13 protein-coding genes and 1 tRNA gene are annotated in these 13,093 nt (G+C 67.2%); 9 read left to right on the forward strand and 5 right to left on the reverse strand.

Features of this window, described 5'->3' with window-relative positions; translation table 11 throughout:
• Positions 1 to 38 precede the first annotated feature (38 nt).
• Both dxs and HD841_RS20145 read left to right on the forward strand, forming a co-directional pair.
• A complete protein-coding gene (dxs, locus tag HD841_RS20140; RefSeq protein WP_179510691.1) occupies positions 39 to 1,964 on the forward strand; it encodes a 1-deoxy-D-xylulose-5-phosphate synthase in 1,926 nt (641 codons plus the stop codon).
• Positions 1,961 to 2,107: a hypothetical protein gene (locus HD841_RS20145; RefSeq protein WP_179510692.1), complete on the forward strand. Its 147-nt coding sequence runs from the start codon at positions 1,961 to 1,963 to the stop codon at positions 2,105 to 2,107. The genes dxs and HD841_RS20145 overlap by 4 nt, the downstream gene beginning before the upstream one ends.
• Before the next feature lie 204 nt (positions 2,108 to 2,311).
• On the opposite strand, the gene HD841_RS20150 is transcribed toward HD841_RS20145, so the two are convergent.
• Positions 2,312 to 2,983 carry an RBBP9/YdeN family alpha/beta hydrolase gene (locus HD841_RS20150; protein WP_179510693.1) on the reverse strand — a complete coding sequence of 224 codons (672 nt, stop codon included), beginning with the start codon at positions 2,981 to 2,983 and terminating at the stop codon, positions 2,312 to 2,314.
• A gap of 200 nt (positions 2,984 to 3,183) precedes the next feature.
• Here HD841_RS20150 and HD841_RS20155 point away from each other — a divergent pair, with 200 nt between their 5' ends.
• From HD841_RS20155 to HD841_RS20175, 5 genes are all read left to right on the forward strand, one after another.
• Positions 3,184 to 3,918 (forward strand): TlyA family RNA methyltransferase, encoded by a 735-nt coding sequence (locus HD841_RS20155; protein ID WP_179510694.1) that lies wholly within the window; start codon positions 3,184 to 3,186, stop codon positions 3,916 to 3,918.
• Positions 3,919 to 4,006: 88 nt separating this feature from the next.
• Entirely contained in the window at positions 4,007 to 4,558 is a 552-nt protein-coding gene (locus HD841_RS20160) for a TspO/MBR family protein (RefSeq protein ID WP_179510695.1), read from the forward strand.
• A gap of 31 nt (positions 4,559 to 4,589) precedes the next feature.
• Positions 4,590 to 4,874 carry an accessory factor UbiK family protein gene (locus tag HD841_RS20165; RefSeq protein WP_179510696.1) on the forward strand — a complete coding sequence of 95 codons (285 nt, stop codon included), beginning with the start codon at positions 4,590 to 4,592 and terminating at the stop codon, positions 4,872 to 4,874.
• A 96-nt stretch (positions 4,875 to 4,970) separates the two neighbouring features.
• Positions 4,971 to 5,474 (forward strand): YbjN domain-containing protein, encoded by a 504-nt coding sequence (locus HD841_RS20170; RefSeq protein WP_179510697.1) that lies wholly within the window; start codon positions 4,971 to 4,973, stop codon positions 5,472 to 5,474.
• Positions 5,474 to 6,274: a pyrroline-5-carboxylate reductase family protein gene (locus HD841_RS20175; RefSeq protein WP_179510698.1), complete on the forward strand. Its 801-nt coding sequence runs from the start codon at positions 5,474 to 5,476 to the stop codon at positions 6,272 to 6,274. Before HD841_RS20170 ends, HD841_RS20175 begins: the two co-directional genes overlap by 1 nt.
• An 86-nt stretch (positions 6,275 to 6,360) precedes the next feature.
• Here HD841_RS20175 and HD841_RS20180 read toward each other — a convergent pair.
• Both HD841_RS20180 and HD841_RS20185 read right to left on the reverse strand, forming a co-directional pair.
• A tRNA-Gln gene (locus HD841_RS20180) sits at positions 6,361 to 6,435 on the reverse strand.
• Between the two features lie 80 nt (positions 6,436 to 6,515).
• A complete protein-coding gene (locus HD841_RS20185; protein ID WP_179510699.1) occupies positions 6,516 to 7,622 on the reverse strand; it encodes a branched-chain amino acid aminotransferase in 1,107 nt (368 codons plus the stop codon).
• Positions 7,623 to 7,682: 60 nt separating this feature from the next.
• Here HD841_RS20185 and HD841_RS20190 point away from each other — a divergent pair, with 60 nt between their 5' ends.
• Entirely contained in the window at positions 7,683 to 8,171 is a 489-nt protein-coding gene (locus tag HD841_RS20190) for a MarR family transcriptional regulator (protein ID WP_179510700.1), read from the forward strand.
• 178 nt (positions 8,172 to 8,349) lie between these two features.
• Here HD841_RS20190 and HD841_RS20195 read toward each other — a convergent pair whose 3' ends face one another.
• The gene (locus HD841_RS20195) at positions 8,350 to 8,760 is read right to left on the reverse strand and encodes a GntR family transcriptional regulator (protein WP_179510701.1); all 411 of its coding nucleotides are present in this window, start codon (positions 8,758 to 8,760) and stop codon (positions 8,350 to 8,352) included.
• 127 nt (positions 8,761 to 8,887) lie between these two features.
• Complete coding sequence (locus HD841_RS20200; protein WP_257015861.1) at positions 8,888 to 11,692, reverse strand: TonB-dependent receptor; 2,805 nt, start codon at positions 11,690 to 11,692, stop codon at positions 8,888 to 8,890.
• Between the two features lie 352 nt (positions 11,693 to 12,044).
• Between HD841_RS20200 and HD841_RS20205 the strand changes: the two genes are divergently transcribed.
• Positions 12,045 to 12,971, forward strand: a complete 927-nt coding sequence (locus HD841_RS20205) for an L-lactate dehydrogenase (protein WP_179510702.1) — start codon at positions 12,045 to 12,047, stop codon at positions 12,969 to 12,971.
• Positions 12,972 to 13,093 lie beyond the last annotated feature (122 nt).

Raw genomic sequence — 13,093 nt, forward strand, 5'->3', positions numbered from 1 at the left:
CAATCGACACTCATCGCACAAGCGCGTAGACGGGTCCGATGGCCGAATTACCCGAAACGCCGCTGCTCGATACCGTCAACACACCGGAAGAGCTGCGAAAACTCCCGCCCGAGCAGTTGCGCCAGCTGGCCGACGAACTGCGGCAGGAGACGATCTCCGCGGTCGGATCGACCGGTGGGCATCTCGGATCGGGACTCGGCGTCGTCGAGCTGACCACCGCGATCCACTATGTCTTCGACACCCCGCGCGACCGGCTGGTGTGGGACGTCGGCCATCAATGCTATCCGCACAAGATCCTGACCGGCCGCCGCGATCGCATCCGTACGCTGCGCCAGGGTGGGGGGCTCAGCGGCTTCACCAAGCGCAGCGAGAGCGAATACGACCCGTTCGGTGCGGCGCACAGCTCGACCTCGATCTCGGCGGCGCTGGGCTTTGCGGTGGCGAACAAGCTGGCCGGCACGCCCGGCCGCGGCATCGCGGTGATCGGCGACGGTTCGATGTCGGCCGGCATGGCCTATGAGGCGATGAACAACGCCGAACAGGCGGGCAACCGGCTGGTCGTCATCCTCAACGACAACGACATGTCGATCGCACCCCCGGTCGGTGGCCTGTCGGCCTATCTGTCGCGGATCGTGTCGAGCCGCGAGTTCCTCGGCGTCCGCGACATCCTGCGCAAGTTCGCGCGCCGCCTGCCGCGGCCCTTCCACGCCGCCGCGCGCAAGACCGACGAATTCGCCCGCGGCATGACGATGGGCGGCACCTTGTTCGAGGAACTCGGCTTCTATTACGTCGGCCCGATCGACGGGCACAACCTCGACCATCTCATCCCGGTGCTCGAGAACGTCCGCGATGCGGAGGAGGGGCCGATCCTCGTCCACGTCGTCACCAAAAAGGGCAAGGGCTATGCCCCGGCGGAGGCGGCGGCGGACAAATATCACGGCGTCCAGAAGTTCGACGTCATCACCGGCGCGCAGGCGAAGGCGCCGCCCGGCCCGCCGCAATATCAGAACGTCTTCGGCGACGCGCTGGTCAAGGAGGGCGAGCGCGATCCGACGATCGTCGCGATCACCGCGGCGATGCCGTCGGGCACCGGCGTCGACCGGTTCGCCAAGGCTTTCCCCGACCGCGCCTTCGATGTCGGCATCGCCGAACAGCATGCGGTGACCTTTGCGGCGGGCCTCGCCGCGCAGGGCATGCGGCCGTTCTGCGCGATCTATTCGACCTTCCTCCAGCGCGCCTATGATCAGGTCGTGCACGATGTCGCGATCCAGAACCTGCCGGTGCGCTTCGCGATCGACCGCGCCGGGCTGGTCGGCGCCGACGGCGCGACGCATGCGGGCTCGTTCGACGTCACCTATCTCGCGACGCTGCCCAATTTCGTCGTGATGGCGGCCGCCGATGAGGCGGAGTTGGTCCATATGACGCATACCGCCGCGTGCCACGACAGCGGTCCGATCGCGGTCCGCTATCCCCGCGGCAACGGCGTCGGCGTCGATCTGCCCGCGGTGCCGCAGCGGCTGGAGATCGGCAAGGGCCGTATCGTCCGCGAGGGCAAGACGGTCGCAATCCTGTCGCTCGGCACCCGATTGGAAGAGGCGCTTAAGGCTGCCGACGTGCTCGAGGCCAAGGGGCTGTCGACCACGGTCGCCGATCTGCGCTTCGCCAAGCCGCTCGACGAGGCGCTGATCCGCCGCCTGCTGACCAGCCACGAGGTCGCGGTGACGATCGAGGAGAATGCGGTCGGCGGCTTTGGCGCGCACGTGCTGACGCTGGCGAGCGACGAGGGGCTGATCGACGGCGGGCTCAAGCTGCGCACGATGCGCCTGCCCGATACCTTCCAGGACCAGGACAAGCCCGAGAAGCAATATGCCGAGGCGGGTCTCGACGCCGACCACATCGTCCAGACGGTGCTCAAGACGCTGCGCCACAACAGCACCGAGGTGACGGAGGGGGCGCGCGCATGAAGGGGTGGACTGCGGTCATCGTCATCACCGGCCTTGCGCTGGTGATGCTGATCGGCCTCAACGTCCGCCTCTACCGCGCGATGAAGGCAGCGACCGCAAAGGGGCGCGAACAGCAGGACACGGCGTCCCGCACGGTCGACTGATACGGCAGATCGCTGCGTACGGCTGATCACCGTTCTGTTTGGCGTTAAGGTGAAGCAGGCAAGCTACTCCTAGCGATAAGTCGTATTAGGCGTGCCCGGCGGGCTCCAGTCCACAGCGTAAGGCGTCCTACGACGGTGCACCATTGCCTACTCGTCGACGGGCGCGTCCGGGTCGTTATTCCGTTCGCGCCCGCCTGAGCGGTCTTACCGGCCGAGATAATGCGCCTGCGCCGCCTCGGTGGCGTTGATCGCGAGGATCGAGCGGGCGTCGCTCGGCGGGCGGGCGCGTCCGTGGCTGTCGGTGCCGGCGGCGATTACCCGGTTGAGCAGTTCCTGCCCCTCTTCCCACCAGCCGATGCCGCTGGCGGCGTTGAGATGGCCCTGCGGACCGGCATCGATGAAATGGCTGCCCCATTGCGCGGCGAGGCTGTGCGCGCGGTCGATGCCGATCCAGGGATCGTCGCTCGATGCGACGAGGATCGACGGAAAGGGCAGGGGCGTACGCGGCGTCGGCGCGAAGCCGCGCAACTCCTCGGGCGCCCCCGGCCGGTCGACATCGGCCGGCGCCACCAGCAGCGCGCCGGCCACCGGCCAGCCATAAGGCTGCGGACTGAGCTCCGCCCACCAGGCCACCGCGAGGCAGCCGAGGCTGTGGGCGGCGAGGATGACGGGCGCTTCGGCGCGGGCGATCGCCTGGTCGAGCTTGGTCACCCAGGCGTTGCGATGCGGCGTGTTCCACATGCCGAGTTCGACGCGCATCGTGTCGGGACGCGAATCCTCCCACAGCGTCTGCCAGTGCGACGGCCCGGAGCCGCCGAGGCCCGGCACGGTCAGGATGGTCGGTTGCGCGCTTTCGAAACTGGAAAATCCGGTCATGGCTGCATCTCCCTCCGTGTGAAAGGGCGGATCGGGCCGGCGTTCGGACCCATCGTCCTGCACATCGTCCTCAACCCCGAAGTTAATCCTACCGTTCCACTAGGCAATCGCGGATGCGGCCAGTGGAAGGCGGCGAGCGCCGGAGTGAAAGCGGGCGCGGGCGGGGTGACGTGACGGGACGATCGGCGCTAGGGAGACGCATGGCAAAGACCCGTGTGGACCAGATGCTCGTCGACCGCGGCCTGGCGGAATCGCGTACCCGCGCGCAGGCGCTGATCATGGCGGGGCTGGTCTTCGCCGGCACCAGGAAGGTCGACAAGCCCGGGCAGACGCTGGCCGAGGATGTGGCGCTCGACGTGCGCGGGCGCGATCATCCGTGGGTGTCGCGTGGCGGTATCAAGCTGGCGCACGGATTGGATCATTTCGGCTGGGACGTCACCGATACGGTGGCAATCGACGTCGGCTCGTCGACCGGCGGCTTCACCGACGTGCTGTTGAGTCGCGGCGCGGCGCGCGTCTATGCGGTCGACAGCGGCACCAACCAGCTCGCCTGGAAGCTGCGCCAGGACCCGCGCGTCGTCGTCCACGAACAGACCAGCGCGCGTATCCTCACCGCCGCGCACATCCCCGAACCGGTCGACCTGATCGTCTGCGACGCCAGTTTCATCGGCCTTGCCAAGGTGTTGGAGCGGCCGATGAGCTTCGCGACGCCGGGCGCGCGGCTGCTGGCGCTGATCAAGCCGCAATTCGAGGCGGGCCGCAGCGAGGTGGGCAAGGGCGGCGTGGTGCGCGATCCCGAGGTGCGCACCCGGGTCTGCGATGCGGTGGTGGCGTGGCTGTCCGCGTCGGGCTGGCCGGTGAGCGGCGTGGTGGAGAGTCCGATCACCGGGCCGGAAGGCAATGTGGAATATCTGGTCGCTGCAATACGCGATTGATCTACAATGGGAACGATCGCCGATACGGGTGCTTTACGAAGGCCGGGCGGTGCGGCAAGCAGACGCAAACGCTGGTGAGGAGCATGGGGTGGGCGGCATCGCATCCAAGGGGCAGTTGCGGGTGTCGTTCCTGCGCTGGGCGGTCTTCACGGTCCCGCTGATCCTGTTGCTCGGCTTTGCATCCGGTCGGGCGGTGCCGGCAGGTGCCGACAACAGCTGGTATGTCGCGTTGCAGAAGCCGGCGCTGACCCCGCCGGGCTGGGTGTTCCCGGTCGCCTGGACCTCGCTCTACATCCTGCTCGGGCTCGCGGTGGCGATGATCCTCCATGCGCGCGGCGCGCGGGGCCGCGGGCTGGCGCTGGCGACCTTCGCGGTGCAGTTCCTGCTCAATCTCGCCTGGACGCCGCTGTTCTTCGGCATGCATCAGGTCGGCGCCGCGCTGCTGGTCATCATCGCGATCCTGGTCGTGTCGACGATCACCACCGTGCTGTTCGGGCGGATCCGGCCGCTCGCCGCGTGGCTGATGGTGCCCTATCTGGTGTGGATCAGCTTTGCCGGGGTGCTGACCTGGCGCATCGGCCAGCTCAACCCGGATGCCGAAACCCTTGTGCCGGCGGCGCATACGTCCCAGATGCTCTGACACTTCCGTTTCGCTTTCCGGGACCTTTGATATGCAATCCGACAACCGCCTGTTCGACGATCTGGTAAAGCTGGTGAACGGCGCCGCCGGCACCCTGGCGGGCGTCGGCCGCGAAGCCGAATCGGGCGCGCGGGCGCGGGCGCGCGAGTGGATCGGCGGTCTCGACTTCGTCAGCCGTGACGAGTTCGAGGTCGTGAAGGCGATGGCGGTCGCCGCGCGCGACGAGAACGACGCGCTCAAGGCCCGGATCGATGCGCTGGAGGCGCGGCTAGGTGCCACCGCCACGCCGGCTGCCGATCCGGTACCCACCGCCTGACCCGCTTTTCCACAGGTTTATCGACAGTGTTGTCCACGATGGGGTTGCCTTGGCGTTTTTGCCTCGGCAGCCTTGTCGTGCGATAGAGGCGTAACGATGCTCGACCACGCTGAACACGAATCCGAACCCGACGCCCCGATCGACATGCTCGAGGCCTATTATGCCGCGCACGGCTGGGATCACGAACGCCACGACGACGAGATCGTCGCGACGGTCAAGGGCAGCTGGACCAGCTACGAATTGCGCGCGCTCTGGCGCGAGGACGACAGCGTCCTGCAATTCCTCGCCTTTCCGGACATCAAGGTCACCGACGATCGCCGTGGTTCGGTGTATGAGGCGATCGGGCTGGTCAACGAACAATTGTGGATCGGCCATTTCGAGCTCTGGTCGTCCTCGGGCGTGCTGCTCTACCGCCACGCCGCGATGATCGATGGCGAGGAGGACGGCACGATGTCGCTCGGCGCCACCGAATTGCTCGTCGAATCGGCGATCGAGGAATGCGAGCGGTTCTACCCGGTATTCCAGTTCGTCCTGTGGGGCGGCAAGACTCCCAAGGAGGCGCTCGCCGCCGCGTTGATCGAGACGCAGGGCGAGGCCTGATGCGGCTGCTGATGGTCGGCGCCGGCAATATGGGCGGCGCGATGCTGCGCCGCTGGCTGGCCGCCGGACTGTCACCCGCCGATGTCACCGTGGTCAGCCCGAGCGGGCGGGCGATGCCCGAAGGCGTGCGGGTCGTGCCGGCCATCCCGGAAGCGGATGCGGGAGACGGCGGGTTCGACGTCATCCTGCTCGGTCTCAAGCCGCAGCAACTGGGCCAGCTTCGCGACGGCCCGTTGGCGGGGCATACGCCGCGTCTGCTGGTTTCGATCCTCGCCGGCGTCGAGGAAGCGACGCTTGCCACGCTGTGTGATGCTGGCGCGGTCGTGCGCGCGATGCCCAATCTGCCGGTCGCGATCGGGCAGGGCGTGGTGGCGCTCTTCTCCTCGGCGGCGGACGAAGCGACGCGAGGCGAACTGACCGAATGGATGGCGCCGCTCGGGCTGGTCGAGTGGATCGCTGACGAGGCGCAGTTCGATGACGTCACCGCGCTCGCCGGCTGCGGCCCCGGCTTCGTCTTCCGCTTCGCCGACGCGCTCGCACGGGCAGGTGCCGCATTGGGGCTGGCGCAGGATCAGGCGGCGCGGCTTGCGCTGGCGACGCTGCACGGCGCGGCGACGATGGCCGCCGATGCCGAGATGAGTCCTGCGATGCTCGCCGATCGCGTCGCGAGCCCCGGCGGCTCGACCCGTGAGGGCCTCAACGTGCTCGACCGGGACGACCGGCTGGTCACGCTCCTCGTCGACACGTTGGCCGCCTCTGCGGCGCGCAATCGCGAGATGGCAGCCGCCGCACGCCAGTAAGGCGGCGCTGCAAACGGGGAATATACCGGCTGCGACGCCGGCCGCTCGCGCGGCTCGCGATCGAGATGACGTGAAGGATAGGAACCTGGCTGGGGCGGCAGGATTCGAACCTGCGGATGGCGGCACCAAAAGCCGCTGCCTTACCACTTGGCGACGCCCCAACGAGGAGGCGGCCTTATAACCGCGTCGGCGGGGTTGGAAAGCCCTGCCGATGCCTGTTTTCACGGCCGCCCCAGAAAAGTCAGTCGAGCCGCTGCAACCAGCCGTGCGGGTCGGCCGCGCGACCGCGCTGGATCGCCGACAGCGAATCGAGCATGCGCTGCGTCACCTGACCGGTGCCGCCGCTGCCGATGGTGAAGCGGCCGTCGACGCCCGCCACCTCGCCGATCGGCGTCACCACCGCGGCGGTCCCGCAGGCGAAGGCCTCAGTCAGGCGACCGCTCGCCGCGTCGGCGCGCCACTGGTCGATGCCGTACAATTCCTCGCGGACCTCGATGCCCTGGTCGCGGGCGATGCGGATGATCGAATCGCGGGTGATGCCGGGCAGGATCGTACCGGTCAGCGGCGGCGTCACCATCGTCCCGTCGTCGAACACGAAGAAGACGTTCATCCCGCCGAGTTCCTCGACCCAGCGGCGTTCGACCGCGTCGAGGAAGACGACCTGGTCGCAGCCCTGGCGGATCGCCTCCGACTGGGCGAGCAGGCTGGCGGCGTAGTTGCCGCCGCACTTGGCCTCGCCGGTGCCGCCGGGCGCGGCGCGGGTGTAATCCTGGCTGACCCAGATCGAGACGGCACGTGCGCCGCCCTTCCAATAGGCGCCCACCGACGAGGCGATGACCATATAGAGGTATTCGGACGACGGCTTGACGCCGAGGAACGCCTCACTCGCGAACATGAACGGGCGCAGGTAGAGAGCGCCACCGTCGATCTGCGGGAACCAGTCGCGCTCGGTGGCGACGAGCTGGCGGCACGATTGCAGGAACAACGCCTCGGGCAGTTCGGGCATCGCCAGCCGGCGCGCGCTGTTGTTGAAGCGGCGGGCGTTCGCGTCGGGACGGAACAGCGCGGTGCCGCCGTCGTCGAGCCGATAGGCCTTAAGCCCCTCGAAGATCTCCTGCGCGTAATGGAGCACCGCGGTCGAGGGATCGACCGTGATCGGCACGCGCGCGGTGATCGCGGCATCGTGCCAGCCGTCGGCCTCATTGTAGCGGATCACCGCCATATGATCGGTGAAGACGCGGCCGAAGCCCGGATCGACGAGCCGCGCGGCGCGCTCATTGGCCTCGACCGGGGTCGCGCTGCGATCGAAACGGAAGGTCGGCGCGGCGGCCGGCGAAACACGGGTCATCGATTTCTCTCAGGCATCAGGGGTTGCGGACGCGTACGAGCGAGGGCTAAACTGGTCAACATGGCTGCCACAGCTCCCACCGCTTCCGCCCAGTTTCTCCGCGAGCCCGAATTGCGTCGCGGGATGGAACTTCTGTATTTTGGCCACAGCCATCTCACCCGCTCCGTCGATCAGGGCCTCGCAGCACAGGGACTGGGCCGCGCGCATCATCGTGCACTGTATTTCATCGCGCGCAAACCCGACCTGACGGTCAGCGAATTGCTGGGATTGCTCGCGATCACCAAACAGTCGCTGGGCCGCGTACTCAACGAACTCACCGATCGCAAGTTGGTCGAAACCCGACCCGGCGAACGCGACCGCCGCCAGCGTCTGCTCCGCCTGACCGAAGAGGGCGCGCGGATGGAGAACGATCTGTTCGAGGCGGTGCGGGTCAAGATGTCGCAGGCGTATCAGATTGCCGGACAGGATGCGGTGTCGGGCTATTGGGCGGTGCTGGAGGGGATGATACCCGACGTGGACCGGCCATTGGTCGAGGGCCTGCGGTCCTGACGACGGCACGGCCGCTCCGGCGACTGGCTGCGCGATGAGCGGCATCCGTTCGTCAGCTGGGCCATCGCGTCGATGACCCGGCGCTGCAGCGCCCTGATCCGCTGATCAGGCAATCGTCTCCACCGCGCAGACGGCCCGTCACAGGATCATCACGCTGCCGGCGGTATCTCGTGCCGTGTCACACCCCATCCGACAGGCCACCGCCGGCCAGCAGATGTCGTGCGAGCGCCTCTGCCTCCGCGGGCGTCGCGCGTGTCGCCTGCGGCGTGCCGAATGCCTTGACGAGGTTGGGGTATATCGCCTCCATCTCGGCACGGCGCGCCGCATCGGGTTCGATCACGATCACGGCGAGACACCGCGCGGCCAGCGCCTCCTTATTGTGCTTCAGCCATTGTCCCCGCGCGACGCGGTCGGCATGCGCCTCTTCGTGCCGGCGGGGCGGATAGATCAGCACGAACCGCGTATCGCGCGCCAGCAACTGGGCCATCTCGGCGCACCATCGTTGCGCATAACCCTCGGCCGCCTCGCCGACGAAGCGGACGAGCGGATAGTCGCTGATGTCGTGAAGCGTGAAGGGCGAGTCGGACATGTCGTCTTCTCCAACGAAGCGACACGATCATTTCATCTCCGCTCCTGCGAATCAATAGCAGGTCGCGGTACGTAGTCGGAGGGGTGGTGGCGCACCGAACCCCGAGGCTCGGTGCGCCCTCCGCCGATCAGAAGGTGATGCGCGCGACGCCCGCGATCTGACGATCGCTCATGATCGAATCGCGCGGCCGGGTGAGGATGCCGTAATAGGTCGACCGCACCGTGTTGGTGAGATTGGTGCCGTTGAGCGTCAGCGACAGATGCGGCGTCACGTTGGCGGTAATCGACGCATCGAGCTGGCCCGACGACTTCTGGAAGATCGGCAGGTTGCCGGTCCCGTTCGCGGCCGTTGTCACCAGGAACTTGTTGCGCCAGTTGTACGCGACCCGCGCCGAGATCAGCCCGTGCTCGTAGATGCCGATCAGATTGTAATTGTACTTGGACAATCCCTCCAGCGGCAGCTGCGTCACCGGCCCCTGGCTCGCTGGGCTCGGCGCCTCGGAGTCGACATAGGTGAAGTTGGCCTGCACGCCCAAGCCGCTCAGCGCGCCGGGCAGGAAGTCGAAGAACTGCTGATAGGCGACTTCCGCGCCCTTCACCTTGGCCTTGCTGGCATTGCCGTAGGTCGTCACGTCGTAGAGCGCCGAGACGCCATCGTTGAAGGTGACGGTGCGCGGCACGATGACGGTCTGGATGTAGTTGGAGATATTCTTGTAGAAGCCGGCGACGGTCAGCGACCCGGTACGCGCGAAATACCATTCCAGCGAGGCGTCGAAGTTGGTCGACTTCATCGGCTTGAGCTGTGGATTGCCGGTCGAGGTGGTGTGCTGCTGGTCGATCTGCGCCGCGCCGGGCTCGGTGATCGTCAGGCTGGGATTGAGCTGGTTGAAGTCGGGGCGCGCGATGTTCTTCGACGCGGCGAACCGCAGTTGCAGCCGCTCGGTGAGATGCCCGCGCAGGTTGAGGCTCGGCAGGACCGAGGTGTAGCTGTTGCTATCGCCATTCGGGGTGAACACCGGCGGGGCGCTCTGCTGGTCGCCGTTCGGCGCGGTGATCAGATCGACCCGCTGGTAGAAGCCGGTGACGGCAAGCTCGGTCCGGACCACGCGCACGCCGACGTTGCCGTCGATCGGCACCGGCAGCGCGTCCGCCTTGAAGAAGGCGGCGAGATAGCCGGTATAGGTCTTCTGCGCCTCGGTGTTGGTGCCGCTCGGCACATAGGCGGGCGTCGACGTGATGCCGAGCGTCGCGCGCGTCGCGTCATAGTCCAGCACCGTCGGCAGCGCGAACGCCTGGATATCGCCGAACAGATTGGCGTCGCCACGGAAGAAGTTGCTGAGATCGACGTAGCGCAGGTTGCCGGCCGGACCGGACAGGCCGGTGTAGCGATAGCCGGTGTCATTGGTGCGGTTGCGGCGGTCGGCGTAGCGGATGCCCGCCTTGATCGAGCTGAGGATGCCCCCGTCGAAGCGATATTCGCCGTCGAGGCGACCGACCTTGTCGGTGCCCTTCGAATTGTTGAGATTGTCGAGGTAGAAGCCGTTGCTGTAGGTCGCCGGGTTGGTGAGGCCCGCGGCAGAGGTGATCTGGAACGACGGAATGTCGCCGCGGATATCCTGCGCCAGCGTGGTCGCGGTGCCGCTCAGCCCGACGATCGAGTTGAGATTGTTCGTCTTCGAATCGACGTACTGGAAATCGGCGGTGACCGTTAGATTGGCGGTCGGCTTCCACTTGCCGTTCAACGAATAGTCGCTGGTCACCGAATGGCGGGCGCCGATCGAGGTGTTGTTGCCGATCGGCACGTCGGTGAAGGTGCCGCTCTGGAAGTCGCCGTTCGGCGCATAGGTGAAGGGCGCGCCGGCGAGCGGCGTGATCGCGACGCCGCTGGTATAGGCGAAATAGCTGTAGCCATAAGAGCGCAGCTTGTAATCGTTGCGGAAATATTCGCCCGTGAACTCCAGCGTGTCGGTCGGTCGCCATTGCAGCGACACGTCGACGCCGAAGCGGCGGCGGTCACCGGGCACTTCGCCGATGCCGGTGCCGTGCGGCAGCGTGGTCGTCTGGCCGGTGCGGCCGAGCGTCGCCAGCGTCGCGGCGTCGCCGGCGTTGGCGGGATCGAGCGTGTAGAAGGGCTCGGTGGAGATCGTGTCCTGGCGGAAGGCGGTCTTCTGGTATGAGGCGCTGGCGAGGATGCCGATCTCGCCGATGCCGGTGCTCCAGCGGTTGCTGAGCAGCAGCGACGCCGCCGGCTTGCTGCGGCGCGCGAGGTCGTAATAGGTGTTGGTCACCGACGCGGACGCCTTCGCGCCGTCGAAGTCGAACGGCTTGCGGGTGCGGAAGTTGATCGTGCCGCTGAGCTGGTCCTCGATGAGGTCGGACGACGGGTTCTTGTAGACGTCGATGCCGGCGAGCAGTTCGGACGGCACGTCCTCGAGGCTCAGCGAATTGCTCGATCCGCTCGCGGTGAAGATGTCACGGCCGTTGAGCTCGGTACGCACCTGGGTGAGGCCGCGGATCGCGACCCTGCTGCCCTCGCCGAACTGGCGCTGGATCTGCACGCCCGAGATGCGCTGCAGCGCCTCGGCGATGTTGCGGTCGGGCAGCTTGCCGATGTCTTCCGCGACGATCGAGTCGACGATCTGCGCCGAGTTGCGCTTGATGTTCTGCGCCGATTGCAGGCTGGCGCGGACGCCGGTGACAACGATGTCATCGTCGGCCGAAGGCGTGGTGGGGCTGGTGTCGACGGCCTGGCCCTGGTCACCGCTCGGCGCGATCGTGCCGCTGTTCTGCTGCGCCTCGGCGGCGGCGGCCGGCGGCGGCGCATCCTGGGGCGCGGCGGTCTGGGCGTGCGCGGCGGTGCCGGCGAGGGTGAGCGCGAGCAGCGATACCGTCGTGTGGAAGCCGCCGATCCGTGCCAAGCGAGTGAGCGCCATCGAACCCGTCATCATTCTCTCTCCAGCCGATCCGGCCGCGGCTGATACGCCCGCGCCTGACTTACGGACGTCGTGCTCGGCTCGTCGCGACCATCCGGAAGGGGCGCCTAATCCAACAGGTTACTGATTTACATGTCAAATTCGTATTCATCAGCAAATTCACTCTGGCATTGGTAAAAATGTCGCAATAGTCCCCGCGCGGACTGATCCAAGTGAGGACCACAATGGCGCGATGGGGCGCGGCGGAGCGGGCCGCGCTGACGGCGAGGCGATGCACCCGCTCCTATGGCTGGACCGTTGGTCGAGGCGAGGCGGCGTTGCCATGTCGCCACTCGTATCAAGGATCACCATCATGTCGGTTTCATCCCGCATCGCGATCATCGGCGCCGGCAATGTCGGCGCGACCGCCGCCTACGCGCTGATGCTGCGCGGCCTGTTCGCCGAGATCGTGCTGATCGACGTCGATCCGCGCCGGGCCGCCGCCGAGGCGACCGACATCGCCGACGCCAATGCCATCACCCAGCCGGCGCGGATCTGGGCGGGCGACTATGCCGATGTTGCCGCGGCGAGCATCCTCGTCGTCACCGCCGGTGCCGCCCCCAAGGCCGGCGAGCCGCGAACCGCCATCGCCGGCAAGAGCGCGGGTATCGTCAGGGACTGCGTCCGTCAGGCGATGGACGCCGGCTTCGACGGTATCCTGGTCGTCGCGTCCAATCCGGCCGATGCGATGACGCAGGTCGCACAACGTGCCTCGGGTCTGCCGGCGCAGCGGGTGATCGGCACCGGCACGCTGCTCGACAGCAACCGGTTCCGCAAGCGCATCGCCGATCAGCTCGGCATCGCCCCCGGCGCGGTCGAGGCGCTGGTGCTGGGGGAGCATGGCGACAGCGAGGTGATGGCCTATTCGACGGTGCGGGTCGGCGGCATGGCGCTCGACGCCTTTTTGGGCGAGTCGTCCTTCGACCGCGCGGGGGTCGCACATGAGGTGATGCGCGCCGGCTATACGATCAGCGAGGGGAAGGGCCATACCTCGTTCGGCGTCGCCACCGCGATCGCGCGGATCGCCGAGGCGATCCAGCGCGACGAGCGGGTGGTCCTGCCGGTGTCGACGCTGCTGACCGGCGAATATGGTATCGACGACCTGTACCTTAGCCTGCCTTGCCTGATCGGCGGCGCGGGTGTGCTCCGCGTCCTGACGCCCGCCCTCAGCCGCGACGAGGAAACCGCGCTGCTCGCCTCGGCAGAGGTGTTGCGGCGGACCCTGCGTGACGCTGGCTAGGGTCTCGCCGCCGCGTCATGCCGGGCGCTAGGTGCTGTCTGCATTCATCTTAGCCAGATCATGGCACATGCGAGATGGACGAAGCCCATGAAGGCGGAAATGGTCTTCTCGCATCGCAGGGC

The organism is Sphingomonas melonis, from assembly GCF_013409985.1.
Lineage (GTDB): Bacteria > Pseudomonadota > Alphaproteobacteria > Sphingomonadales > Sphingomonadaceae > Sphingomonas > Sphingomonas melonis_A.

Excerpts from the sequence above, each read along its gene's own strand:
- HD841_RS20175 (WP_179510698.1), top strand. The coding sequence starts at position 5,474 with ATGCGGCTGCTGATGGTCGGCGCCGGCAATATGGGCGGCGCGATGCTG.
- HD841_RS20195 (WP_179510701.1), bottom strand. The coding sequence starts at position 8,760 with ATGTCCGACTCGCCCTTCACGCTTCACGACATCAGCGACTATCCGCTC.
- HD841_RS20155 (WP_179510694.1), top strand. The coding sequence starts at position 3,184 with ATGGCAAAGACCCGTGTGGACCAGATGCTCGTCGACCGCGGCCTGGCG.
- HD841_RS20185 (WP_179510699.1), bottom strand. The coding sequence starts at position 7,622 with ATGACCCGTGTTTCGCCGGCCGCCGCGCCGACCTTCCGTTTCGATCGC.
- dxs (WP_179510691.1), top strand. The coding sequence starts at position 39 with ATGGCCGAATTACCCGAAACGCCGCTGCTCGATACCGTCAACACACCG.
- HD841_RS20145 (WP_179510692.1), top strand. The coding sequence starts at position 1,961 with ATGAAGGGGTGGACTGCGGTCATCGTCATCACCGGCCTTGCGCTGGTG.
- HD841_RS20170 (WP_179510697.1), top strand. The coding sequence starts at position 4,971 with ATGCTCGACCACGCTGAACACGAATCCGAACCCGACGCCCCGATCGAC.
- HD841_RS20150 (WP_179510693.1), bottom strand. The coding sequence starts at position 2,983 with ATGACCGGATTTTCCAGTTTCGAAAGCGCGCAACCGACCATCCTGACC.
- HD841_RS20190 (WP_179510700.1), top strand. The coding sequence starts at position 7,683 with ATGGCTGCCACAGCTCCCACCGCTTCCGCCCAGTTTCTCCGCGAGCCC.
- HD841_RS20205 (WP_179510702.1), top strand. The coding sequence starts at position 12,045 with ATGTCGGTTTCATCCCGCATCGCGATCATCGGCGCCGGCAATGTCGGC.
- HD841_RS20165 (WP_179510696.1), top strand. The coding sequence starts at position 4,590 with ATGCAATCCGACAACCGCCTGTTCGACGATCTGGTAAAGCTGGTGAAC.
- HD841_RS20200 (WP_257015861.1), bottom strand. The coding sequence starts at position 11,692 with ATGGCGCTCACTCGCTTGGCACGGATCGGCGGCTTCCACACGACGGTA.